The following is a 25051-nucleotide window of genomic DNA, read 5'->3' as shown; positions in this document are numbered from 1 at the left end:
TTAATGCAGCCTGCTCGTTAGCTTAACGGATGACTTTATTTTTCAGTCAAATACTTTATTTTTGCAAACAGCTTGATAAAAATCCCGCACGGGATAATGTATAATCCATATGTGGTTGGTTGGTGGGCGGCAGACGATGGATGATCTAATATACCGGTGCCATTCTTATGCTCCATAAACCACACTTCGTAACTGTAAATCTGGCTATTAAAAAGAAGATTTGCTGATCTGTCGTAGACAGAGCTCTTATTTTGCAGGAGAGAAATAACTGAAGCAAATGCTCGACTATGATATGATACTTCTTAAAAGGAGGTATTCTGTATGGGATCTCACTTATCTGGCTCAGAACTTCTCCGGATTAAGAAGCTAATGGGGCAAATTATTTGGCAATATTACAATTCAAATGACATTGTGACTAGAAGCGAACTTGAGGAAAAGTATAAGACTTTGATGGAAAGTAGCAAGCAATACAACCATGTTGAGTTAACTAAAAACGAAGAGCGAGAGATAAACAAATTAAATTTATATGCCAAGCTATTTGAAGAATATCATATCACAAATAACGTTGTAAGAAAGGCGGAGATCGAGGAGATCTTCACCAATTTAACTAGCGAACGGTGATATTTAAAGCACTTAGCAGGATAACTGCTTGTAAATTTGATTAATCACTTTGATCGCTATAAAGTATAACAGAACAATATTCTCTTATGGAGTGATATAAATGTTGAATAACTTCACTATGGAACCAACAACACATGGACTTGAGCCGATTGATGCTGCAGTTATGATGAAGAAATACGTGGCTCTGCTTGGATTAATCAATTACGGTAACGTGGAACAAAAACAACAGGCAAAACGGGAGATCAGAGAGCTCGATAACATAATTCACTATCACCTAAATTCTTTGGCTTTTGATGCTGCTGAAAGAAAGCTAGGGTTTTCGGAGGATGATCTTCGTGCACTTAATAAAGCTGTTTCATAAAGAACGTCTTTCTCTTGCTATATTATTCATTTTCACAGTTATTTCGGGGATCTGGACAATACATAATTCAATCCAATTTTTCTCCGCAGCTACACGAACCTGGGAGATCAAAATCCCCCTAATGATAAGTCTAATATTGTTATTTTCCTTATCATACGTGGTATTTCTTTTCATTTATGATAAATGGTCCGTTGAAACAAGAGGACAGCTCATGCATCTTTTATTAATAGATAATAGGGTAGTGTATTCAAAATTCAACCGATACTTTATCAATGTACAGTTAGTACATTCCTATGGATATAAAGCTTCCTCAATAAATAAACTTTCCCAAAAGGACATAATGTACTCGGTTCAAAGAGCAACTAGTCTTGGAAAAAAACCTTAATCTAAATTTGGAAATATGATATAATGTTTATTAATCAAATAACGTGAATGTGAGGAAGCACCTCTTTATGTCGAAAGACGTATTGGGGTGCTTTTTATTTTTATATGCAACTGATGCGCAGACTACTTCATAAATATTTATGTAGGGGGCATTAACTTATGCAGTGGGCAAGATATGGTTATGAAAAAAAACAAATTTCAGCTGAGTATTACAGAGAAGCTAAACATGGAGAAGTCACTTGTCGTTTTTGCGAAGGAAAAATGGCGTATGTATCAACTGGAAATCGAAAACCACACTTTAGAGTTGTCGATCGCAAAACTCACACATGTAAGTATTTTGGGAATGAAATTGAGAAGATTGTTGAATCAAGCTCCGAGGTAGTCCAAATGAATCGTAAAAACAATGAGAACCCAGTTTTTACACTTAATATTGAGTCGGCAAAACAGTCTAATGAAAAGACACTCCAATCTATAGCTTCTGATTCCTTTCTAACCAGCCTCGACTTGATGAGATCATCTAAGGGAAATTCCTTATATAAATTCATCCATGACCTTCATGCAATGTTCCTCAAGAATGAGTACGATAAGGTCCTCCAATTCCGATTTATTGTCGCAGAAGGAGGAACGGCCCAAAAGATTAAGGCAGAAGAGCTGGTGCCTAGCTACAAACAAATAATAGATATGCATACAAAAGGCAAGCTGACATCGAGGAAGCGATTTATAGTTGGTACAATACTTTCCTCTAAAGAAACAATTAAGCGAAACGTTGAAGTTACTCTACGCGGTGAGAAGTCATCAGATGGCTCCTACATTAATCACAAAATAATTATCATGAAGTATGTTCTCGATCAGCAAAATTTAGATGTTACTGATTTTATAAAAGGGAATACCATTGTTGTTTATGCAAAACTTAAGTTATCTGATACAAAACGTGAAGTTATTTCATTTGTAAGCAGTAAAGATGATTTTGATTTTGGACGCTATACAAGTCTCGACGGTGATTGGTTAGATTCACAAGATAAAAAGATTGTAGATGACTTCTTTTATTTATGTAACATCAAGCATGTCGTACCTGATCATGCAATGACTAAACAGTATTTCTACCATGAAGACCTTTTATTAAAACCAGATTGGGTACTTTTTATCCGAAATAAAACAATCGTTATCGATTACGTTGTGTCACAGAAAGATTTTATCAGTAATAAGTCGGAACCACGGGGCGACTACTTTATCAATCGAACTGATTACCACTACATGAAAGTACTTAAAGAAGATATTGAGGACAATTTCTATGGGCTAAAAAAGAAGTTACATGAGATAATTCCCAATCTTCAACTAAACTTATACGAATCATGAAAGGAATCACATTATGTCTAATAAATCGAATGAAAAAATAACGACTATTGGCTTAGATATAAGAGAAAGCAGGTTGAAACTGAAATACTCGCAAGCTCAATTAGCTCTAAAGTTAGATGTGGATAAAACTACAATCTCTGCCTGGGAAAGAGATATTCGTTTTCCTAACGAGGATTATCTTCTTCGATTGTCAACGGTCTTAGGTTTGTCTCTGCGACATTTACTTATGGTATCAAAGAACAAAAAAATGGCGGGGTTAACAACATGAGGCCTGTGGGGAAACGACTTAAAAGCGCTATATTGATTGATGAAAGTAATGCTATGCATCAGTTACATGATGTAGGGGTGGGCGGATTTCGATCATGGAAAAAGTTTTATCAGTCGATCGAGCAATATCTAAAGAGTAACTATGGACAGAAGATGGTAACTGATTTCAACTTTTATGGGACCCTGCCCCCTAAAGGCCATGTTGAGGATGCCAAGTACAATAGCAGATACAAGTTTTTCGAGGCATTACAATATGATGGAATAAACGTATTAAGAGGGGAGTGCTACTTTCAGGATGATGGTTCTCTAAAGGAGAAGCAGTTAGATGTATTGATGGCACTAGATATATACGAGTTATCCGTGTATAAATATGAATACATAGTAGTTTTTTCAGGAGACGCAGATTTTGTGCCTGCCATTGAAAGAGCGCAAAAGAATGGATCAACAGTGTTTGCAGTTCTGGGTAAGAATAAATCAGCTTTTCATCTAAAGAACTCCGTTGATGTCATTATCAATCTTGAATCGATAATTCAAGACATGGACAAAAAAACAGTTATTCCTTCAAAGACAACCTGGAAAGTTAGCAACTAAACATGTGTAAATCTCTCGCTCAAAAAGTACATCCAAACTTTCCTTTTATTACGAAAGGGTTATCATTGCAGCATAAGCCTGCAGAAGATTGAAGTTGATCTGAATACGATATACTGTTCAAACTTATTAGCTTAATGAGAAAACCGAGAAAGGTTAGTATATTGGTTTCTATTTGTTACTGCTCCAAAAATGCTAGACGGCAATCCTCATGATATAATGAGCCATTATATCACCGTTGGAAAGAGTGAGAGCGATGGGGAACTTTGAGATACTTATATTACAGATTTTCGGCGCGATTTTCTGCTGCATTATGTTATACGTATACATTGAATACCGTATCAGTTTGGCCCGTGAAAGACGAATCAAGGAAGCTACTTATACGAAAGCTGATGTTAGCTCCGATTCATTTTTTGGTGGAAATCAGCTTCATGAGCTCCATACTTCTGGAGATGAAATTTTGGAGTACTACCTCAATAAGGGGTATGTAGTTGCTCTCGATATCGGGGTCCTTACAAAATATCCGCAACTTTTTCAAGTGGACACTCCTGGCTCAATTCTCATTACAGAAGAAGTTTTTGCTGCTCAAAAGAAGAATAAGGTAGTTGGAATTTACCAGTATGACTCACAAATTGAATTTAGCCATGCTTTCATGCAAATTGGTACTAACGTCTCCTACGTTGAGAAAATCGGATTAGACCTGGCCAATATTAGTGATCGAGCTATTGGCGCATATTTGTATGCAGAAAGAACAGACTTAATTTCCATTATCTTTGTTACTCTAGATCATGAAACTCAGAAGCGAGCAATTGAGGCTGGACTACACTGTGAGATTATCTAATATAAAGGGTTGCCGGGAATAAATACAGTTCGTATAATTAATGTAATTGAATAACATTAAGCGACGAAGCACGCGCACATCTCCTATGGAGATTGTGCGCTTATTTGTTGTTAGGGGGTAATTATTTTGTTGAAGAAAACAGCAATATGCGCGATTACGGTCATAACGCTTTTAGCCAGTCCTTCGAACTCAAGAGCTGCCGAAGGTATATCTGTATATCTCGATGGAAAAAACATGGAGTTTGATCAAGATCCTCAGTTGATTAAGGGAAGCACGATGGTACCAATGCGAGCAATATTTGAGGAGTTGGGTGCCCAAGTGAAATGGGACAGCAATTCAAGCTCGGTGACAGCAACAAAAGGAAATATAACGATCAAGCTAACCATCGGGAAAAAGGAAGTATTGAAAAATGGAGATGTTTTTAATGTTTCTGTCGAGCCAACAATTTTAAATAGTACTACATACGTACCGCTTCGTTTCGTAAGTGAGTCATTAGGCACTAACGTAGGTTGGATTAAAGAACCTAACACCGTTATAATTAATTCTGCTAAACTTCAAGAGTTTAAAGTCGAGCACATACGGGATGGAGATACATTTGAGGGCATTTATAAGGATGGTCCTAAAAAAGGCCAGAAAGATGTTATAAGACTAATCGGAGTAGATACTCCCGAGACGGTCAAGGAGGGTAGCGCAGTAGAGTACTGGGGTCCTGAGGCTTCGAATTATACGAAAAAAAGTCTTAGCCAACAAACAGTATTTATTGCTGAAGATAAGTCAGATGATCCATATGGGCGGACACTGGCATACGTGTTCTTAGAGAATGGGTTGATGTATAATGCGGATCTAGTAGCCGGTGGATATGCTCGAGAGTTAACAATTGAACCAAATTCTAAATGGAAAGATTTATTCTCTCATCTAGAAGCAGAAGCTAAGTCCTCAGCAAGAGGATTGTGGTCAAAGCCTTCAAAGGAATCTGAAAATAACACACAAACAAATATTAACTATCTTAAGGAAAAGGCTTCTGAATACGGTTTTATCGATGGGGAGTTTGATCCAAAAGAAGTTGTTACCGAGGAGCAACTGCTTAAATTTTTGATAATCGCTCTATTCCCAGAAGCTAAAGCGATTTTCCTAACTAAGTCTTTCTATGATCTTAGCCAAAATGAAAAGGTCCAAAAAACAATCGACTATGCGATCGAGGCAGGTTTGATCCTTAAAGATGAAATCTCAGATATTGATGAGCCCTTAACACTCTCATCTGCAGCAAAAATTACTAGTAGGGCACTCCAACTAGAAGAAATCGATCAAGAGTTATCCTTACTCGATTTTGGAATCAATTTTGATCAAACTGATTCTAGCTCCTCACTTACATTAGGCGACACCATTTTATTGGTTGAAAAGACAGCCCGTGTTCATGATTCATTAAAGGAGTATTTTAGACATATGGCAGTTGCCGTGGAGAATTCAGAAATTGTAGAACAACTATCGGCAACACTGGCTGACAAACAGCTAGCAGAGAAGTTAAAGTCCTATGTAGCAAACGTGAAAGGCGTTATATCAGATCCGGAATTAATTGCTACGGTTACAGAAGGAGGATCACAGTTAATAGGCAACTTAACATCGCTCCTCAGCGGCTGGAAAGATGCAATGAATATTAACAAGATCAATGCGGCGATCGAGCAAACCAGCGAAAGCATAAAAAAAGCAGAACAAGCACTAGAGGCTGCAAAATTATTAAACTAGATTTTTAAGATTCTCGGTTTGACTCCGAGTGGTTCTAATGGATAAAGCAATCATTTTACGAATATATGTAAATGATGATTAGGGTTTTCATTGAGCACGAGGCACTAATGTTGTATAATAATACTTAACTGAATAACCAGAAACGCGAAGCACGCGAACGCCCATTTAATAGGCGTTCGCTTTTTTTATTCTTATTTCATAGTGAGAGGGGAAATTTAGGATAAGTTATTAAGAATATTGCCACTAACTAATGAAACAATAATCACACCATAAGTGTCACTTATTCTAGTTCAATAAATATTTAGTAACTTTGATTGCAAAGGGGTTCATTATGCGCAAGAGATACAGATATCTTTGGTTGGCATTGGGACTAGTCTTAGTGTTTATATTTCGATTACAAATCATCCTCCCCATTGCATATATATCGACTGGATTTCTTTTTTACCTATTTTTCTTTTGTTGGGCAAAAGCGAAGAATCTAGATGAGAGTTACAACGGTTGGTACTACGTGTTGAATTCAGCAAAAGGAATGTTTTATTTCCTTCTGAGCGGTTCAGTTTTATGGGGGCCGGTTTTAATAACGCTATTCCTGGAGATGAAAGAAAAATTCAAGCGAGACAGCAAGCATGCCTGGATGCAATATATAAAGAATCCGATGCAAATGCACCGTGACTGGTTCAATAATTTTTATCAATGAAAAGGAGTGGTTGATTATGTCATTACTAGATTTATTTAATGGAGTTAATGGAGAATTTGTAAGAGTAGCACTCATTATTCCAATAAGCGTCTTAATGTGGTTATTATCTCTGCAGTTACATGCAAAACGAAAAAAGAAATCATATGCGATGCTCTCCAAAATATCATTTGGATATATGATTTTTAATGTAGTAAGCTTTATTTTACTTTTAATAGCTGCAGTCACAAGTACCGAACTCTCATGGCTTGTTAAAGCTATAAATGCAGTATCCAATTCGAGTTTATTAGTGATTCTATTTGGATTTTATCGAATTCACAACAAGGCAGACATTAAAACTTACATATTATTTTTCTTACCTGCAGCTGTATGTTTCTTTACGGGAACTTTCTCCATTTGGGCAGGAAGTGCCTTAAGCGCTATCTCTGTATTGGGCATTACCATCCTTTTTGGAAAAAGAATAAGTCGAGGAAAAAGTGTTTGGTTATCTACTGGCATTTTTGTATTTGCATTATTATGTTCCTTATTGGCCGATCTGATTCCTGCAATTTCAGGGGGGATGAACCTGATCTATTCTCTTTTAGCACCTGCTGCATACGTAGTTCTATTTGCAACTTTAATGGATCATTCACTTGTCATAATGCAAAGCTCTTACGTATCCGCAATCACAGATCCATTAACTGGTTTATTCAACCGCCGCTATTTTATGAAATACATTACGAAATGTGTAGATCAAAATATACCCGTACATATTATTTTCACCGATATCGACAATTTTAAGAAATTGAATGATACAAAAGGGCATAAGGTTGGGGATGGGGTTCTGAAGGAAGTGGCCACCATTTTAATGGAAGAAGTTGATGGCCTTGGAATCGCAGGTCGTTATGGTGGAGAAGAAATGGTGATGTTAATTCTCAATGAGGATGTAGACATGGTTGAACTAACCGAAAGAATGAGGAGACGTATTGAGCAAGAATCGATGGTAACTGCAAGTATCGGTTACAAGATATTTGAAAGTGGATTACCACCTGAAGTGTTAATAAAGCAAGCAGATGAAGCGATGTACAATGCTAAACAAACTGGAAAGAACAAAGTAATGGAGTATGGAGGAGGAAGCCAGGCTCTGATTAAACCAGAGGCACTAAAGGTTGTTTCAAATGCATAAATACGATCAAAATGTAGATTTCCGTAACGACAAAGAGTTTTGTGAACATACCTGGAGTGAAGCTTATTGCTTCAGCGAGGACTTCACAAAGATCGTGTCTAACGGTGAAGAATGTGAGTATTGTGGCTTGAAGAGAGGACAGATAATTTAACATATTATTATAATTACATTAAACTTTATGAAGAGACAAAGCTTACAAAGCCTTGTCTTTTTTGTTTATGTGGAATAAAATGTTGTTTATAGTCAATGTGACTCACTACTTTTTTTATATAGGTATTTAAAGGCCCTTATAGATTAAACGGAAAATATCAATATTGCGATAAAAACTTATTCAGAGTAAGAAGGGACCAACTATTATGAAAGCACCTAAACGGTTTTTAAAAGAAGCGCATGGAGTCTTTAAGGTTGTGGGTCTTTCATTTAAGCCTCAAACGACTTCAAATCAAACACAAGAGACACTGTCAATCGGATTTAAAATCGGGGATTGGGACAATCCCATCAATTTGGTACCGTATTTCATTGAATCTGATCACAGTACACCTTATATTCATTAATCATACACTAACGACGCTCCTTATTAAGGGGCGTTTTTTGATTGTTTTTAGAACCAATCCGGAGAAATTTAGGGATAAGCTGAAATACAGAAGCTGGTTCCCCTTATATACACTCATCAGAAAAAGGTGAATAGTGCATATGAAACATTAAATTATACTTAAGACCATAAACAAAAGAATATGTAGAAAATACATGCTCGCTTGTTCCATAGCCTTTTTCAATAGTAAAAGAAAATGCTATTAGCCCACAAGATACATTTCAGATTAATTTTGGTTCTCTTAATAAGACCAAGAGTCCCCTGTAATCAATCCAATCAAGTACCTTTGTCCATATTTTCCAAACAGAAGGGCATGTTGAGCAATCTCACAGAACAACTGAATTGAAAATGTAAGCTCAAGCCTTAATGAAACAAGCTGACTGATACAAAAAATAATGATAAAGCATCAGCAGTTCATTCATTGTACTTGGAGCTAGGTTTGTTTTTGCTAGAAAGAGCCCCTCTATCTTCTTAAAAGAATAAATTATTCTCCTCGAATCAAATTTAATGAGTCTTCTTGCAAAGATGTATACATCTATTGAGCATTTTGATTTGTAGATTTATGAAACTATCTTTCCGAATCGGATCCCTAATTCTGTTAGAACTTTTAGATTTTCATTACGAAAGGTTGAAACAAACCAAGCGATCGGATTAGCAATTTTCCTCTTTACCAAATAAGTAATAAACTTATCAAAGGTGCGGTGGATTGCTTCGTAATGAAACTTTTGAATCTCCTTTTTGATTTGAGGATAAAGTTCACTTACCAATCTAACAGGAAGGTTGTATACTTTACAGGTTTCCAGAAACTCTTCTTGTTTAAAGCTTAATATCCCCGTCCCGTGGTCTTTAATCATTTCGTTAAAGACTTGTGCATAACATGCATAAGTTTTAGATTGTTTCTCACGCTCGCGCGTTATATATTCTTCTTCATCTTTTAAATCAGTAGAAGGATAAAGATCTAAAGATTCTTGATTCTCAAAACCTGAATTATAGGGTGCATCTTGTGCACATGGAGAATTCGTTATAGGTGCATCTTGTGCTTTTTGTGCATGCTGTGCATCAGAATCATTTTTTGATTTAGCAACCTGTTCATCAACGATTGTGTAACGATTAGATGTTTGTTTACGAGTTCCATCTGCAACTTCTTTGAAACGACTAAACTTTTCAATCATGTTACGTGCTTGGAGATCCTTAACCACGTACTGTGCTTTACGTTTAGACATCCCACCTGCAGCAGCGATGGTGTCGTAATCGGGAAATACATCACCGTATTCCTCTTGATGCATCTTGATTACAATCATAATTATTTTTTCATATGTTTTAAGATCCGAGTTATTAAGGATGGATTTAATACCATCAAACAAAAATTGGTTAGAGTGATTGATGCTTTTTGGCATGAAGAAGCCTCCTAATAGAGTTTTTCACGCCGGAAACCCTTGAATTTACTGGAACTGTCTCGTATAATAGAAGGGCACCGGCTAAGTTAAAGTTGTTTTTGGGCGACCTTAACACGGCCCCAGGCATACTGTTTTTTTGCGGAAACAGTATCCTGCGGAATAGCATTGCTGAATTTGAGTTAGCGGCTCGACTCAGCGGTGTGCGGTTTTTTTATTCGATCGGCCTAAAGGCCCGGCCCCCACTTCGGGGGCTTTTTTTCTTATCTAGGTATTTTTATATTACTCATGGCATATACTTCTAATCTAGCCTACCGTCATTGTATTTTTTGATATTTTTCGCGTCAAGGTATCGGGGGCGAATATACATCTTAGATTTATCGGGGACGAATAAACAAATTATCGGGTTTGAATAGACAGTATATCGGGGGCGAATATACATTCTAACGGGGTTGAATGTTCGGAAAATTTTTTTTGGTATATTTTCTTAGATTTCGCAGGGTATCGGGGGCGAATATACATATCAACGGGGGAAAACGAACAATCGATTTTTTAAAGGTATTGATATGTTCGTTGACATCACTCTAGCTGGAGATTCAAAGTATCGGGGCTGAATATACATTACTCGAATATAAGTAGTCCAATGGGGCACCAACATTGTTAATCATGTGGTGCTTTTTAATTTTCCTAAAAGGTATCGGGGGCGAATATACATCATAAGAATACAGATATTTTAAGTATCGGGGTTGAATATACGTATTAACGGTATTAAGTCTACATAGTATCGGGGGCGGATATACAATTGGTACTCGAATCTTATCAGATCATTCGGATCTGTGTTATTCTAAAGCAGTAAGTATAAATATACTGAATATATGTACAGAATATCCTGACAATAAAGGAGCTGTTACCATGCCACGTCGAAAAGTAAATATCGATCAGTGGGTCTCTAAGATAGTAGTGCTTGAGCTCCCGAAAGAAGACCCAAAAGTCCAGGACTTAATTATAAAAGCTGCAGATCAACTAAAGAGTAAATCAAAAGAAGAAGCTCAAAGACACATTCGGGATGAAGGTCAGAAAGAACTCGAGTTAACTAAACTACTCCTTCAACAAACGAACACACAAGAAGAGGCAGATGCCATTAACAAAGAAATATTTAAACACCAAATCAAGCAGATCATTTGGAACAAATCTCAAGAAATTAGAAGAGCAACCTACTACAACAAGCCTTCACACCCATATGGCCATATATTTGCTGAAGGTGCAATTTCCTCAATTTCTACTAAGCGGCAAAAAGCCTTATCTGCAGCAGAAGATGGTGACACTTTAGTTCGAGACAATCGTCGTACGCGTATCTATCATCCAGCCAACAAAGAATTAACATTGCAGGATGCAAAGGTATTAATCGGTATTCACAAACTCTGGGAGGAAAGCGGAAAGCAGAAAGAGTTTGAATTTACAATATACTCGTTGGCCAAAGCAATGAATCGTGATACAGGTGGTAAGACGTATAATGAAATTTGGCAGTCCCTTGAGGTACTACAGGACAGTAAATTCGAGTTTTGCTACTACTACGAGAAGGGGATTATTGATTCCTTAGATCGTATCAATATTCTCCAAGCTATTGGACGTAAAGACCGGCACAGCACATTCAAAATTATGTTCTCGGATATGATCTATCGCTCGCTGCAATCCGGAGCTATTGCATATCTTAGTCTAGCCATCTTAGAAGATCTTAAAACAGACACTGCGCAGAACTTGTATCTTTTCCTTCCGGCGCAGGTTGGACAAGGGATTACACGTTGGCCTCTGGAAGAAATATCAAACCTCATGGGTTCCAAGGCGACACGTCCAGTCTACAAGAAAAAAGCTGTTGAGGATGCTTGTAAGAACATGGTAGAGATTTCTCTTCTTGAGGAATTTACTATTCATGAAGATGAAACAGGGACTTCGTACCTTGAAGTAACACCAACCAATTTATTACTGAACTCCACCAGTATGGCAAACCAAGCAGGTGTTCAACAACTGTCGCTCCCTATATAGGGAGCGTTTATTTGTATATTCGCCCCCGATACTAAAAAAACGTGTGTAGTGTTAGAAATAGTGAGAAAACATTGGTTAAAAATCTCGATTTATCAAGGGCCGTATTCAGAATTAGTGAGAATGATCTTCCCTTAAACGTTGCTGTACTGGCCTGATTTTCACTATTGATGAGATTATCCGCCAAAGGCTAGATGTATAATTGTATAATTATTCGCGGAATGTATAGCCGTATATACTTCATTCTGAGGACCTCTTACCGTTTAATCAAACAAAAAATGCTTACCGTTTGAATAAAGCAACGGTAGCACTAGCCAGAAGACAAGTGACGCTTGTAAATAAAATAAGATACATTGAACAAACAGAAGTATTGGAAAAATAGAGCAGCTATGCATGGGCAATTGTTCATACGAATCAAAGCATAATAATTCAGTACTCGATAATTTTCATCTCATTAATTTAGAAATTATTCTCACTAATTATGACACCACACTGACCCTGAGGTAAGAGGAGTACACTAGTATGATGAAATGTATATTCGCCCCCGATACATAGAGTTTTTCTCGTTGTCTATGATGGAGTTGGATATGTTTATCCAAAGCATTGAATAAATCGTTTAATCATATCTTTTTGTTTTCCGATCTTAAGATGATGTACGAATTCAAGAAATACAATAGCAACTAGCTCGTCCATTCCAATTTTGAACGATTTAAACATTTGTTCGAGATCATATAAAACAATTTCTAGTCTTAAAGCTGTTTTACGTGGCACCGTGAGTTCAAGAGTATAATATTTAACCCTACGTGGCTTCTCTTTCAATTGAAGAGAAGAGCGGCCAGGGGAAAGTTCAACTAATTCTTCTATAGTTTCTGTTTTAGAGAGGTACTTCTTCTTCATTTCCAATAATGAGGTTTTCAGATCCTCCATCTTAGTCGTGGTCGTGACATGAAGGAAATCTTTTAAAAGCAGAGCAATGAGATCGACAATACTTAGTGCCGCATCATCTTCGAGTTTATCAGCTATATCCTCTAAAAAGACCTGTGCACGCAACACTTCGTACTCAGGTAAATCAATCTTCATGAACACAGCAGTTGATCGTGAAGGGAGCGTGAGTATAGTACTTAGAATTCCTTTTATGTTGCTACGGCTTTGCAAACTATCTAACTCTGATCTAATTAGGCTATATTTCTTCATCAGTGGCAACCTCCAGCGGACTTAGATTTTCTATCATTCTATGTCTGCGATTAGTAGATATGCCTCATGTTTAAAAGTCAAAAAGATTGGCAAGATTGAAGATAGAATGAAAAACGGGAAAGGGTGGAATAGCATGAATAAGAGGAATAAAGAGATTACAAAGTCCGAGGCGAAGGAATTAGCACGAATCATGAAGCAGGCGAAGCGGGAACTTGGAATCGTAGGCAGCCTTAAGAGGAAAGCGAACTAATCAAATTATGTACTAAACAAAACGAGTTTATGTATTGAAGGAACAAGCAAAAAATGATAGGATTTACGTAATCGAATACACGAAATGCGAAGTACGCATCTACTCCTTCTCTGGATTAGATGCGTTTTTTGTGACAGAAAACATCCATTTGATACAAGTGAATTTAATAAGGTCACTATTGAATGACCCTTGGGTGACTCTATAAGAGGTTTAATTTACTAACGGAGGTCAAGATGGTGAACAATTTACGCTACATAGAGAAGAATATCAAAAATTTGTTCAGGGCAATTATTATATTCCCAGGATCATTATTGGTGGGGAATGGAATAGATCAAGTGGGGCAGTGGTTTAGACTTAGGTCGTTATCTCCTATGGAAATCATTATTTCGGGGTTTTCATTCATACTAGTCTTTTATATTATCCCTCAGATAATTAACAACTTAATGGCCATAAAGAAGATTCGAAAATATTATCCTATCACTAATGATGTTATAAGTGAACATCGCGAGTTCTTTATGGAGAATATCGATCAAGAGATTACATTCCTTCAGCAAGCTGCCGATACTTTTATAGAAAGAGGTATGCGTGACGACTACAACCTTTTTATTGAAAATCTGCAGACAATGAAAGAAATTAGATCATGTATTATTGGAAACCAAAAATTAGAAAGTAAATATTTAACTCATCTAAACCAAGTTTTTAATCGTGGCTATCTTTTAAAAAAGATGTAGTTTTACAAAAATATTCAGTAGATTATACTTTGAAATTTAGACTCCGGGAATCCGACATTATTGAAAGTTTATTGCTATACTTATAATGTTGATTGGACATTGCCGGAGGTTAGCGTTATTTACCTAAGTGGCAGAAGTCATATTGTCGTCGATGATACTGACACCAGACATTTACTAAGGGGGAATGTTGAATGGAGACTTATATATCAGAACTTGGAGATATAGTTGCAATAGGTTTATGGTTCATATGTTTTTTAATGATTTTATCGATAATAACTGAGAGTATTCGTAAAGCTTTGAGTCATAACCGGCAGAGTGTACAGGTAATAGATACAAATGATATGGAACTGGTATCAAGAGAAGAAACAAATGGAGTAATAGAGGAAGTCTACATTAAAGGGAATAGAAAAGTAACCGTCAGAGCTTGGAAAGATGAAAATGAGGAGTAAATTATTTATAAACATCTTTAATGGATTAAGGGGTTACTTCATGAAGCGTTTATTTAGTTTGATAGCCGTTCTATCAGTTTTCATCTTATCCTTATTGGTTTTCATCCTCATAACAATTAATTCAAAAGCGGAAATGATGAAAACATCTCTGGTCTTAACGAGTCCCACTAATTATGAGTCTCAAACAGATGAGACGTTTGAAAAGACAGGTATTATCAATAAGACTTATAAGTTGGAAGGTAAGAAAAGCAGCAATTATAACATGATGATAGTCGGGAGTATGACTATACCAATAACATGGACGGACTATACGGAAGAGCGTTATTACGTTCTTCTGGAAGGGATGGAACTTACCGCAGATCAGCAGGTATGGGAACAGCTACAGCTCTCTGAAGGAGAAGTTGTCACAGTAGAGTTTAATCAAAATTTACATATAACAAAGATTATTTAGCTAGTCGAACAAAGAAGGCGACCCACGAGTATAACTACTCATATGTAGAAAGTAACATGATGGAGTGAGAAGAGGATAAGGCACACGCCAGATTTAGATGCTACGTATACCTCAAGCATGCTTGTTGCATAAGCATCATTGTGAGCCACGTAGATCGTCTGCGCGTGTTTTTATTTCTTTAGCGGATTCATTACTACAAAGGAAAGGGGCACGATCGCGATGTACCAAACCCAAATTGATAGTGATGATTCTCAAGCACATTTAAGTCACATTATCCGGATGCGAAAAGACTCTCAATTTGATCAGTCACAGATCAACGGTCTTGCCCGGTATATCAATGAACATGAAAAATGCTTAAACAATACTATCTACCTGGAGGAACTGCTTTTAGTAATCGATGGTCCAGCGACAATCAGATCATTTGAACAATACAGTAGGACACTCTATCGGATTGCCAACCGAACCAACCTTGATTTTGAACCTGCTCTATCGTTTCGAGCCTCAGTTAATCTTGAACTCCTTCGTTTTTGGGCAGATATAAATGGGTGGAGGAAACATATTTAATGAGTATTAAGTATTAAGTGGAAGTACCCGTTGCTAGAGCGTAGTGTGTAGCAGACGAAGGTCGTAGCTCATGCTAACGCTTTTTTGTGAAAACAGACTATCATTAAGAGAAAGTCACCAAAAAGTCACCTTTGGGTGACTTTTTGATCATGTTAAATGTACGGAGAAAATAATGTAGTAGACTGAAGGGATTGATTTGACGCGGTTTATGCTTTGAAAAATCGTCAGGTTTCGAAATATAAGTATTAGACAACAGCGGCGGAGACCAAGACTGAAAATAAAGTCTTAGACTGCCGCTGTCTTTGTTCAACTAAAGTTTTCCGTTAGCTTAGTCTGTTAGCTGGTGTAATCTTCCTTTGCGCATTACAATGACCTTATAGGTTAATAGTACTACTTTGCCCAAGAATTTAAATACGAGGACTCTACTTGGTTGATTTGTCCGGATATGGAACGTCGGAATTTTCCTCGGACAGTTGAATCAAGAAATTTAATCCGGCGGATTTCAATTTATTGCTTTGCGTCTTCTACGGGAAGTTGCATGAAGCCGATACGAAGTTTTTTAAGTAGCTTCAATAACAGGAACTTTCGCGTGCGAAGGGGTAAGTTACGATGTGGTGATCCCCATTTCTGTTGCGGGTTATACGGTGAAGAAGAGTCAGGATAAGAAGAAACAAGCGCAACGTCGCCGCCAACGCAATTAGAGAAGAGCTTGAGCAGCTTAAGTATGCGCATATAAACATTTTGTTACATGTACCTTTGACATAAGGAGGCAGGAAAGTTAAATAAATCAGAAACAATAATATTGAGTAATTGATGTATTGAAGAAATGATAAAGCGGACAGTAAAAGATCAAGAAAGGGGAACTTATGGAAATCTTATATATTTGGTTTAATGCTTATGGACCATTCCATCAACAAGGATTTCAATTGTGCGGAGATCTTCGTTTCAATTTTGAACGAAAGAGCGGGGTGTTATCCGTTAGTAGAAACCCCGACTATGTGAAGGGTTTTTTCCATGATCGTATGGCACCCGAGGGTGAGGCAGCCGTCGTAACAAATATTACAGCACTGATTGGCAGTAACGGTGCAGGTAAGACGACTCTTCTAAACTATATCAAACAATATCTCGTTCGTGCTATGGGCATGAATATTAAACAAGCATTGGTGGTACTTCGGAATGAAAAAGGTGAGACGATTGTTTTATATGATATATCGAATATCAAGTTAGAGGCCGTAGAGGATCAGGGTTTACTTCACCCCCTAAAGATATATCACGATCAAAATACCCATCAGAAGCTGCCGGATAGTTCGGTCATCTACTTTTCAAATATTTTCGATCATGCTCTAGAGACGACAGCCAATAACTATTACAATCTTTCGACAAACTATCTCATCAAAGGAGATCACCTGAGACGATTGGATTACAAACACGGGGATTCTAAGCAGAGTCCAATCGATGTGCATCGAGACGAGGATTTGAGCCGTCAGGTATTTTTCGTCTATGATTATCCGATTCGTTTTCCGGAGCAGGAACTACCTTTCCGTCTTCCTGGTAATCTCTTGGTCAAAATCCGGAACATCGACACGGGCGATTTTGGCAGCCTTGGGCAACACGCAGATTATTACCATGATCTTAATGATTATGTGAATAATAAAATTGATGAAATAACCTCTGAAAGAAGATATAACAAGAAGCCCTTATTGAGAAGGAGAGTATTCCTCTTAATAACTTATCGAGCAATGGTGTACTCTTTCTTGAAAGAGGTCACTGTATTCTCCAACCTAAGATTATTAGAGAAAGATGATCCGATTCTATCTCTTATAAATGTACGTAGCGATAATGAGGCGTTCTCTGATTATGTTAAAAAATTATTTGAATTTACGCTTGGGCGTTTTGACGACGCCATGATTCAAATGTGGCTCACGAATTTACTCGATATGGTCGATTATGTCTATGAGTACTCTATTTTCGTATCAAAATCGCCTAACATACCCGAACAACCTAATCTTAAATTACCGATTATGCAAGAGACGTTATTGAAGAGTCCCTCGTACGCTTTTGTACAAGCGTATCGACGCTCCTACCGTTCCTTTCCTTACTTTGATTTCGAATGGCAGCAACTCAGCTCGGGAGAACGAGCATTTTTAAACGTTTTCTCTAGATTGTATTCAAGGGACGATGGAGAAGTATTTGGCAGTAACGTCAAGTTAACGAAACATATACTGCTACTAATTGACGAGGGAGAGTTATACTTCCATCCTGAATGGCAACGTCGATTTATCGATACATTAATACGATTTTTATCTGTAGTTTATGGTCCTGAGCGGAGAGTGCAGATCTTGTTGACATCCCATTCTCCGTTCATATTGTCTGACTTACCTAACTATTGCGTCTCTTTACTCGAGCATAGTGAGAGGGGGACGAAAGTTAGAGATGGAACGACAGAATTTCACACTCTAGCTGCTAATATCAATGATTTGCTTGCAAATGGTTTTTTTATGCGAGCAAACATTGGTGAATTTGCCTTACAAAAGGTTAACGATGCAATTTCACGGTTGAGGTTGCTTCGCAATGAAACAGGTGAAGAATCTAAAGATTCGTCCGGCAATCTCAGAGAGGAAATTGATTATCTTCGTTCTATTATTCAGCTTGTCGGTGAACCGATTATTGCTGGCCGAATGCTTGAGTTGTTGGGAGATAGAGTACATAATCTAGGAGAGGATAGACATGATTAATATATACGAAGTGTCACAGGACGCTCTTGCACTGAAGCATTACGATGCGGTTGTCCAGGAATTAAGAAAGAAAAACACACGTATGCCCTCAACTCTTAATAAGTGGTTCAAAAGCTTTGATGTAAATTATACATTGAAGCACGTTATCACAGCGAAACCGAAAGATTTGCGTGTTATTATGAATAAATGCAAATTAGATAAATATCCTGGGTATATTATGGAACTTCATGACATGTATAAGATGAAATTTTCAAAAGCGAGTGGATACATCGGTAAAGCTAAAAATAAGTATAATGCAGTACAGCTTATGGAGAACTTAGGGATTGAAGTATGCCCACTCTGTAACAGGAACTATATAACAAACGTAGAGCCTGAGGGTCGAAATTTAAAGCGTACCGGACAACTTGATCACTATCATGACAAGGCAACGTACCCCTTTCTTGCAATGTCGTTCTTTAATTTAGTACCCGCCTGTTACGGATGCAATCATACAAAGAGTTCATTTGAACTTGAACAGACGCCATATGGTGAAGTTGATTTAGATCCCCTCATTACATTCAAAGTGTCATTTAACAAAATTGAAGACATATATGACGAGCAACATGTAAAGGTATCGCTAGACAATCATCCTTCCATCCAGAAGAACATAGACGTGTTAGGTCTTCAAGATAGTTACACTAAGTATCATAATAAAGATGCTTTTTCAGTGGTAAATACATTCAAAAATTATAACGAATTAAGTCGGACCTTGATGATTGAGAATTTCAGGGAATTGTTTGACAATGAAGATCAGTTGTGGAATATGATATTTAGTGAATATGTTGGTTTAACAGACAAACTAAAATCTGTGCCTTTAGCAAAGCTTAAAAAGGACATCTACGAACAACTTGAAAAATACCGTCAGAGTAGTGTATTAAGTTGATATTCCTTCATATCTTGAAATGAATAAATGCTACTTTTGGATAATCGATTGATTAAGATCATTAATGGCCAAGTAAGCTGTATATGTCAAAAAAATTTGAGTATTAGACTCAAAGGATCATTCTGCTGGTGAGCAGAATGATCCTTTTTTAGATTGGCTGTTTTGAAATTATGGATGTACTCATTATGTATAAAGCAGGAGAAAATCCTTCCGAAAAGCAGGTGCCAACCTGCATACGTTCCGAAAAATGTTTATTTGGAAACCGAGTGCCCAAGGTGAGCCTCCCATAGCGGTACGCTCCCGCGCCTTCGCTTGGGCTACGTCCTCCTCATTATATTCCATTTCCAATTATCTATTAAAGAACATACGCGGGTAGCATGCAGTGCTTAAACAGGGGGACTTATCTTAACCAAAGCACTAAGAAAATACTTTATTTTTTGAAGACATTAAACCAATCAGAAAATTTATCCTGGTCCTCTCTCAGGATAGACTGTTTTTTGCGGTCTAATTCTTTAATTCTCATTTATATCCGACCAATCTAACCCCTCTTTAGCCGACAATTATTCCATATGGATTTATCTATTGATTCCATATATAAGCCTATAACTTACAACTCGCTCACAGGACTACACCTCTTTTACCCCTTCTCGCATCTTCTACTTCATACCCTCTAAACTTTTGCTTGACGACTTGGCCTGCCTGTTGTATTTCCAGCCTTTCAACCATGGTTTTAGATCTGTTTATAGAAATCTGCTGCTTTTTTTGGATTCAGATATGATCCCAGGCGCGCGGCGCGCCCCCACCCCCACCAAGACAAAGGCACACTAGATTCGTATTTAGTTGCAGATTTAAATTCTGCAGTCTAGATCCGTACTTAGTAGGACCAGGAGTAGAAAATCGGGTATAAAGGGGCAGGAAAAGGTAAGTAGCCTGAGATGTAGGCGATATAGTTGTCATTGTCCTTTGATCGAGTTGTGAGTTAGAATGATATATATGGAAAGTAAATGTGTACAGGTGTCTGGCAACTGAGTCCGGCCAGGGTAGGAGCTTACGGGATAATGCTGTCAGGATGTGTCTTTATGAGGTGTTTCCCCTCCTCCCTACCGCGTTTACAGTCCATAACTATACAAAAAGGGGGGCGGTTTTGTTTCATGCTAGTTTGAAGAATGATTGCTATTGATAGTTACACGTTAGTACACTCTCGGTATGTCCATAAGCCAAACATCTACTGATCAGACATTAGGCAATGAACAAGTTTACTTCCTCTTCAGCAGAAGATCATTAGTTGCTATCTATAAACACATGCTCAATTATCGTAATAAGACTGAATAATTATTATTCCGTTATAAGTCATTTGATGGAAAGTACTCAGTCAAAATCATGGTATTGCCGAAAATAATAATAAGGGGATCTTTGGGCTCGAATAAAAGGGAAATAGCAATTTAAAGTTTATAAAGTCGTCTGTACTTGCAACAGTTCTCGCTGACTCGTTTCTTTCTTGAGGCTCTTTACCTTTCGAGAATGATGATGAGTAAAGCCATCGTCCACCACTAAGCGTACAGGAGAAGTTACTTCAGAGGATTACATAGAATCGTTCATGGACGTAGGAAGAAAGTTGCGAGTTTGGTTATGGCCTTATGAGCCCTACGGTGTTGGTCATCACCGGTTAAAGGTTGCAGTACGTGACCCTGAGAAGCGGCTTCTGTGGGATGAAGTCAACGCGGATGAAGTCTATAAGCTTGAAGTTATTGACACATCTTATATTGGGCGTCTTCCGGATCAATATGATGAGCACCGCGATCCAAGATTGATTTTCCACCTTTACTTAAAAGAACCTGAGACGATAACAGAGACACAAATTGATGCAAAACAATAGCTATGAGTACCGAAAAATAGTAATAGAGAGCAGTTCTAGCAGATCTGCAGATATGAAAAGGAGAATTGATATGAACAGAGATTTTGTAAAGGCACTTACGGAAATCGAAAAGGATAAAGGTATACCTAAGGAGGTGCTCCTTGAGGCTATCGAAGCAGCCTTAGTATCTAGTTATAAAAAGAAATTCAATACCGCCATGAACGTCCGCGTTGATATTGATCGAAAAAACGGAGCGATGAAGGTTCTTGCTCGCAAAATGGTCGTCGAGGATATCATTGACGAACGATTAGAAATCCTTTTTGATGAAGCAAGAAAGACACACCCTGAAGTTGAACTCGATGAGTTTATCGAAATAGAAGTCACGCCTCGTGAATTTGGCCGACTAGCAGCCCAAACTGCTAAAGCTATCGTTATGCAACGCATAAAGGAAGCTGAGCGTGGCATCGTTTATGATGCCTATGTCGGTAAGGAAGAGGAGGTCGTTACCGGTAAGGTGCAGGGCCTTGATTCCATGAACCTATATATTCTCCTCGAAGGAACCGAAGCTGTACTACCACTCAATGAGTTGCTTCCTAAAGAACGATATAAATTAGGAGATAGCGTAACAGCATATATTTCTAGTGTTGAAACCTCGACCAAAGGCACGTTAATCTATCTGACCCGTACACATCCTGGTTATCTCAAGAAGCTGTTTGAAAAAATGATTCCGGAAGTTCAAGAGGGTAAGGTACTTATTAAGTCTATAGCACGAGAGGCTGGTCAACGTTCCAAAGTCGCTGTAACTTCCGACAGTTCTGAAGTGGATGCTGTAGCAGCATGCGTAGGTATAAAAGGACAGGTCATTCAATCTATTATGGCCGAACTGGGTGGAGAGAAGGTAGACATCATCAAATGGTCGGAGGCACCTGAGGAGTATATCGCTAATTCACTCGCCCCAGCCAGCGCACTTGAAGTAAAAGTATTTGAGGATGAAGAAGAGGACGAGCCAATCGCTCGTGTCATCGTTCCGGACCATCAGCTTACACTGGCTATTGGAATTAAAGGACAGAACGCGAGGCTTGCTGCTAAACTCACGGGTTATAAAATGGATTTATATAGTGAAGATCAAGCATACAAGCAGTTCAATCGTCCCCGTACTCTGCAACAATAGATGATCAGAGAATGTAATCCAGAGGAAGCCATAGCGGACTTCTTGAAAAAAAGATAGTATCGTATTAAATAGGGGTCGATGTAGTAGCGTGTCTTAAGAACACCTCGCCTAATGCCAAGTTCAGTGGTAAAATGAAATCGGCAAATTTTGAAAAAACTTATAACGAAATTCAATGCGTATAATAAGTTCTAAATATGCAACTGCATGCTACGTTGTATACACTAGCTCACAGAGCCCACACACGAAATAAAGGATCTTTTTCAGCCGCTGGACTTTGATAGTTACCAGGCATCTATGCAGATTCCGATCATTACGTTTGATATCTATACAAGACTCAAGAAAGAAGGAAGATAATGGACGAATTTGACGTTATCCTAAGTAGAATAATATTAGTAATTTCCATTGTTATATTGTTTTCTATCTTGATTTTACTTGTTTTTGGTCGTAAACCATCAAAACCTCAAATTGTAAATATAGATACAGATAAAATGAAAATGGTATCAAAGGAAGAAACAGAAGAACATTAAGTAAACAATCTTAAAAATAGAAAAGGCGCTTCCGGGATAACGAAAGCATCCTAATTTGATTACCATATTCGACAGTTTGATGAGGTACTTATTAAGTATTGTAAAAAGCTCTTCGTCATTCTGTCGTAAGAAATTATCTTCGTCCAATTAGTATGCCTTTGATTACCTTCCGGTTATGAATGCCGATTGCAAAGACCACTAACTTTAGGTTTTAACCGGGAATTGAGAGGATGAAGACATTGCAGTTAATAATCAGGCTGGGGATCACCCTAGTAATTATTACTTTGTTCTTTACAGCAAACCATTTGGAAACCGGAATAATCAGCAATTTCTTCCGGATCATTGCTACTGTAGGCCTGTTTCAAATTATTGTGTCCAACGTTTTGTGGAAAACGTATAATGCCCGAATGCAAGAGATGATTAACCAGGGTGTAATTGTTGACGATTATGACACACGTCTATTTATCAACGCAGCAGTAAAGGGTGGATTCATCGCATTTGGTATTCTTATCGTTTTATATTTGCCGAATTACATCGCTGTCGGTTGGGTATGGATTATTTCCTATCTCGCCGCATTCATCGTAGTTCAACGTTCCGTTAAAGGATATCTACATCAACGTAAGACTTCAATGCATCTTCGCTCAGAGGCCCAGATGATGGTCCCAGCAGATTACACAAGAGCAACAACTGAATGAGAAAGTGAGGGATATCATGCCTGCCAAGGATGAAATTCAGCTCGGACCCGATCGTTTCGGTCTCAGCGAACGGGAAGTCATGTTTTTGCTCGTATTTCGAGAGCTGGGCAACACTTCCGCTTCGCCTGCAGATATTTTCGAGATTGTCCGTGAGGAGTTGGCCACCATTGAACGCGGACGAGCTCGTTCATATTTTTATAGCGTCGTGAGTCAAATGGAATCCTTTGGCTGGATTGAAACAGTTCGCTCCGAGAAGAAAAACAACAAAAAATACTTCGCTGTCACTAAGAGCGGTATAGAGAAAGTTGACAGTCTTCGTGACTCTTGCATGAATTCAATTATGAATCTTAAAAAGACGGCAGATCACTTTGCATATCATATTACTGGAATAGGTAATTCAGAGCCTAACCAGCTCTCCCCTGAACAAAGAAAGATGTTTAGTCGACTGATCAATGTTCGTCATCTGATTCGTTTCTTGGTACTAAAAACCTTATCAGAGAAAGACCATAGAGAGGAAACTGGAAAGAACATATACCGCCTCTTCAAAGAAAGATACCAATGGCAGCCTGCTGAAGGGTACTTCTACGAGTTGGCACGCGAAATGGAAACTGAACAAGGCTATATTTGTGGAGAATGGACTACATCTCGCCGTAATTCCTATGTATACCGTATAACAGAACTAGGAGTAACCTCGATTGAAAAGGAAGCTGAGTCTGCAATGTACTTTATCAGGCAGCTGCAGAAGTATACTCATTTCATACTGAAGTTATTTCCTGAACATCATAAAAAGACAAATGCGTTTCCTCTTGAATAGTACGTCACATTGCAAGGAGGTATAACATGCAAGCACTAAATTATACCCTAGAACTCTTCCGGAAAAACGATGTGCCCTTCAAGCTAAGTAGTGAAGAGAAATCTGAGAGAGAACTGAAAGTGACCCGTATTTCAGTTTCCCAAGAACACATCCTTAAGGGGCACGTACAAAAGTATCTTAAAATTGTAGAAACATTAGAAAAGAAGAAACAAAAGGGCAGGAACTCTCTTATATTCCTTTTCAAGGGATACGAGCAGGAGCCACGCCATATGTATCATGTACCGGAAATTAAAGCATGGGTGGAGCGTATGTTTAGAAACAAACCGAATCTATTCTATATGCTAGTCAATATGAATGAAAACTACATCCACGACATGGTACTTTGTCTAGTAAAACCTGAAGCGCTTACTGTTCCCAAAGCGATGCAGAGGTACATTGCGGCCTCTTCAGACCTCATATTGAATGGTGCAGATGTTACCCCAGCGATCCGTAAAGTTACGGAAAGTACATTTTTGTATGCTAAGAAGTTAAAACATAATCCTGAAGAGTTAATGGACATCTGTATGGCACTACTAGACAACACCCAGTACGAGCAGCACCTTGCTAATCAAAAGGCAAAAAGCAGTTAATCGTTTAAGGAACCTTCT

Annotated in this window: 24 protein-coding genes; 22 read left to right on the top strand and 2 right to left on the bottom strand. The window is 38.0% G+C overall.

Going from position 1 to position 25051, the window contains the following annotated elements:
- Positions 1-321 precede the first annotated feature (321 nt).
- The 9 genes from BM415_RS20590 to BM415_RS20540 all read left to right on the top strand — a co-directional run bounded on the left by BM415_RS20590 (position 322) and on the right by BM415_RS20540 (position 8574).
- Positions 322-621: a hypothetical protein gene (locus BM415_RS20590; protein ID WP_090727787.1), complete on the top strand. Its 300-nt coding sequence runs from the start codon at positions 322-324 to the stop codon at positions 619-621.
- A gap of 100 nt (positions 622-721) precedes the next feature.
- On the top strand, positions 722-982 hold the full coding sequence (locus BM415_RS20585; protein WP_090727786.1) for a hypothetical protein: 261 nt from the start codon (positions 722-724) through the stop codon (positions 980-982).
- Positions 983-1525: 543 nt separating this feature from the next.
- Positions 1526-2722: a hypothetical protein gene (locus BM415_RS20575; RefSeq protein WP_090727783.1), complete on the top strand. Its 1197-nt coding sequence runs from the start codon at positions 1526-1528 to the stop codon at positions 2720-2722.
- Positions 2723-2735: 13 nt separating this feature from the next.
- On the top strand, positions 2736-2990 hold the full coding sequence (locus tag BM415_RS20570) for a helix-turn-helix domain-containing protein (protein WP_090727781.1): 255 nt from the start codon (positions 2736-2738) through the stop codon (positions 2988-2990).
- Positions 2987-3580 carry an NYN domain-containing protein gene (locus BM415_RS20565; RefSeq protein ID WP_090727780.1) on the top strand — a complete coding sequence of 198 codons (594 nt, stop codon included), beginning with the start codon at positions 2987-2989 and terminating at the stop codon, positions 3578-3580. The genes BM415_RS20570 and BM415_RS20565 overlap by 4 nt, the downstream gene beginning before the upstream one ends.
- 253 nt (positions 3581-3833) lie before the next feature.
- Positions 3834-4418, top strand: coding sequence for a hypothetical protein (locus BM415_RS20560; RefSeq protein WP_090727778.1), 585 nt, complete (start codon positions 3834-3836; stop codon positions 4416-4418).
- A gap of 126 nt (positions 4419-4544) precedes the next feature.
- The gene (locus tag BM415_RS20555; protein ID WP_090727777.1) at positions 4545-6161 is read left to right on the top strand and encodes a stalk domain-containing protein; all 1617 of its coding nucleotides are present in this window, start codon (positions 4545-4547) and stop codon (positions 6159-6161) included.
- 713 nt (positions 6162-6874) lie between these two features.
- Positions 6875-8020: a GGDEF domain-containing protein gene (locus BM415_RS20545; RefSeq protein ID WP_090727774.1), complete on the top strand. Its 1146-nt coding sequence runs from the start codon at positions 6875-6877 to the stop codon at positions 8018-8020.
- Between the two features lie 356 nt (positions 8021-8376).
- The gene (locus BM415_RS20540; protein ID WP_090727773.1) at positions 8377-8574 is read left to right on the top strand and encodes a hypothetical protein; all 198 of its coding nucleotides are present in this window, start codon (positions 8377-8379) and stop codon (positions 8572-8574) included.
- A 598-nt stretch (positions 8575-9172) separates the two neighbouring features.
- Here the strand turns inward: BM415_RS20540 and BM415_RS20535 are convergent.
- A complete protein-coding gene (locus BM415_RS20535) occupies positions 9173-10009 on the bottom strand; it encodes a helix-turn-helix domain-containing protein (RefSeq protein ID WP_090727771.1) in 837 nt (278 codons plus the stop codon).
- A gap of 909 nt (positions 10010-10918) precedes the next feature.
- Here BM415_RS20535 and BM415_RS20530 point away from each other — a divergent pair.
- On the top strand, positions 10919-12049 hold the full coding sequence (locus tag BM415_RS20530) for a replication initiator protein A (protein ID WP_090727770.1): 1131 nt from the start codon (positions 10919-10921) through the stop codon (positions 12047-12049).
- Positions 12050-12637: 588 nt separating this feature from the next.
- Here the strand turns inward: BM415_RS20530 and BM415_RS20525 are convergent.
- The gene (locus BM415_RS20525; RefSeq protein ID WP_090727768.1) at positions 12638-13240 is read right to left on the bottom strand and encodes a hypothetical protein; all 603 of its coding nucleotides are present in this window, start codon (positions 13238-13240) and stop codon (positions 12638-12640) included.
- Positions 13241-13723: 483 nt separating this feature from the next.
- Here BM415_RS20525 and BM415_RS20520 point away from each other — a divergent pair, with 483 nt between their 5' ends.
- The 12 genes from BM415_RS20520 to BM415_RS20470 all read left to right on the top strand — a co-directional run bounded on the left by BM415_RS20520 (position 13724) and on the right by BM415_RS20470 (position 25033).
- Positions 13724-14221, top strand: coding sequence for a hypothetical protein (locus BM415_RS20520; protein WP_090727766.1), 498 nt, complete (start codon positions 13724-13726; stop codon positions 14219-14221).
- A 191-nt stretch (positions 14222-14412) separates the two neighbouring features.
- Positions 14413-14670: a hypothetical protein gene (locus BM415_RS20515; RefSeq protein ID WP_090727765.1), complete on the top strand. Its 258-nt coding sequence runs from the start codon at positions 14413-14415 to the stop codon at positions 14668-14670.
- Positions 14671-14710: 40 nt separating this feature from the next.
- Positions 14711-15121, top strand: coding sequence for a hypothetical protein (locus tag BM415_RS20510; RefSeq protein WP_090727763.1), 411 nt, complete (start codon positions 14711-14713; stop codon positions 15119-15121).
- 219 nt (positions 15122-15340) lie between these two features.
- Positions 15341-15685, top strand: coding sequence for a hypothetical protein (locus BM415_RS20505; RefSeq protein ID WP_090727761.1), 345 nt, complete (start codon positions 15341-15343; stop codon positions 15683-15685).
- Positions 15686-16551: 866 nt separating this feature from the next.
- The gene (locus tag BM415_RS20500; protein WP_090727759.1) at positions 16552-18420 is read left to right on the top strand and encodes an AAA family ATPase; all 1869 of its coding nucleotides are present in this window, start codon (positions 16552-16554) and stop codon (positions 18418-18420) included.
- The gene (locus BM415_RS20495) at positions 18413-19342 is read left to right on the top strand and encodes a hypothetical protein (RefSeq protein ID WP_090727757.1); all 930 of its coding nucleotides are present in this window, start codon (positions 18413-18415) and stop codon (positions 19340-19342) included. The genes BM415_RS20500 and BM415_RS20495 overlap by 8 nt, the downstream gene beginning before the upstream one ends.
- A gap of 1615 nt (positions 19343-20957) precedes the next feature.
- A complete protein-coding gene (locus BM415_RS20490; protein WP_139237041.1) occupies positions 20958-21218 on the top strand; it encodes a hypothetical protein in 261 nt (86 codons plus the stop codon).
- A gap of 70 nt (positions 21219-21288) precedes the next feature.
- Positions 21289-22368, top strand: a complete 1080-nt coding sequence (gene nusA, locus BM415_RS20485; protein WP_090727753.1) for a transcription termination factor NusA — start codon at positions 21289-21291, stop codon at positions 22366-22368.
- Between the two features lie 353 nt (positions 22369-22721).
- Complete coding sequence (locus tag BM415_RS25250) at positions 22722-22895, top strand: hypothetical protein (RefSeq protein ID WP_170862575.1); 174 nt, start codon at positions 22722-22724, stop codon at positions 22893-22895.
- 239 nt (positions 22896-23134) lie between these two features.
- On the top strand, positions 23135-23590 hold the full coding sequence (locus BM415_RS20480; protein WP_090727751.1) for a hypothetical protein: 456 nt from the start codon (positions 23135-23137) through the stop codon (positions 23588-23590).
- Between the two features lie 16 nt (positions 23591-23606).
- Positions 23607-24404 carry a helix-turn-helix transcriptional regulator gene (locus BM415_RS20475; RefSeq protein ID WP_090727749.1) on the top strand — a complete coding sequence of 266 codons (798 nt, stop codon included), beginning with the start codon at positions 23607-23609 and terminating at the stop codon, positions 24402-24404.
- Between the two features lie 26 nt (positions 24405-24430).
- Complete coding sequence (locus BM415_RS20470) at positions 24431-25033, top strand: hypothetical protein (protein WP_090727748.1); 603 nt, start codon at positions 24431-24433, stop codon at positions 25031-25033.
- Positions 25034-25051: the final 18 nt, after the last annotated feature.

Source organism: Paenibacillus sp. 453mf (assembly GCF_900116105.1).
GTDB lineage: Bacteria > Bacillota > Bacilli > Paenibacillales > Paenibacillaceae > Paenibacillus > Paenibacillus provencensis.
This window is presented reverse-complemented; position numbering and strand designations above follow the sequence as displayed.

Coding starts and splice junctions, on each gene's coding strand:
- BM415_RS20590 (WP_090727787.1), top strand. CDS start 322: ATGGGATCTCACTTATCTGGCTCAGAACTTCTCCGGATTAAGAAGCTA.
- BM415_RS20585 (WP_090727786.1), top strand. CDS start 722: ATGTTGAATAACTTCACTATGGAACCAACAACACATGGACTTGAGCCG.
- BM415_RS20575 (WP_090727783.1), top strand. CDS start 1,526: ATGCAGTGGGCAAGATATGGTTATGAAAAAAAACAAATTTCAGCTGAG.
- BM415_RS20570 (WP_090727781.1), top strand. CDS start 2,736: ATGTCTAATAAATCGAATGAAAAAATAACGACTATTGGCTTAGATATA.
- BM415_RS20565 (WP_090727780.1), top strand. CDS start 2,987: ATGAGGCCTGTGGGGAAACGACTTAAAAGCGCTATATTGATTGATGAA.
- BM415_RS20560 (WP_090727778.1), top strand. CDS start 3,834: ATGGGGAACTTTGAGATACTTATATTACAGATTTTCGGCGCGATTTTC.
- BM415_RS20545 (WP_090727774.1), top strand. CDS start 6,875: ATGTCATTACTAGATTTATTTAATGGAGTTAATGGAGAATTTGTAAGA.
- BM415_RS20540 (WP_090727773.1), top strand. CDS start 8,377: ATGAAAGCACCTAAACGGTTTTTAAAAGAAGCGCATGGAGTCTTTAAG.
- BM415_RS20535 (WP_090727771.1), bottom strand. CDS start 10,009: ATGCCAAAAAGCATCAATCACTCTAACCAATTTTTGTTTGATGGTATT.
- BM415_RS20530 (WP_090727770.1), top strand. CDS start 10,919: ATGCCACGTCGAAAAGTAAATATCGATCAGTGGGTCTCTAAGATAGTA.
- BM415_RS20525 (WP_090727768.1), bottom strand. CDS start 13,240: ATGAAGAAATATAGCCTAATTAGATCAGAGTTAGATAGTTTGCAAAGC.
- BM415_RS20520 (WP_090727766.1), top strand. CDS start 13,724: ATGGTGAACAATTTACGCTACATAGAGAAGAATATCAAAAATTTGTTC.
- BM415_RS20515 (WP_090727765.1), top strand. CDS start 14,413: ATGGAGACTTATATATCAGAACTTGGAGATATAGTTGCAATAGGTTTA.
- BM415_RS20510 (WP_090727763.1), top strand. CDS start 14,711: ATGAAGCGTTTATTTAGTTTGATAGCCGTTCTATCAGTTTTCATCTTA.
- BM415_RS20505 (WP_090727761.1), top strand. CDS start 15,341: ATGTACCAAACCCAAATTGATAGTGATGATTCTCAAGCACATTTAAGT.
- BM415_RS20500 (WP_090727759.1), top strand. CDS start 16,552: ATGGAAATCTTATATATTTGGTTTAATGCTTATGGACCATTCCATCAA.
- BM415_RS20495 (WP_090727757.1), top strand. CDS start 18,413: ATGATTAATATATACGAAGTGTCACAGGACGCTCTTGCACTGAAGCAT.
- nusA (WP_090727753.1), top strand. CDS start 21,289: ATGAACAGAGATTTTGTAAAGGCACTTACGGAAATCGAAAAGGATAAA.
- BM415_RS25250 (WP_170862575.1), top strand. CDS start 22,722: ATGGACGAATTTGACGTTATCCTAAGTAGAATAATATTAGTAATTTCC.
- BM415_RS20475 (WP_090727749.1), top strand. CDS start 23,607: ATGCCTGCCAAGGATGAAATTCAGCTCGGACCCGATCGTTTCGGTCTC.
- BM415_RS20470 (WP_090727748.1), top strand. CDS start 24,431: ATGCAAGCACTAAATTATACCCTAGAACTCTTCCGGAAAAACGATGTG.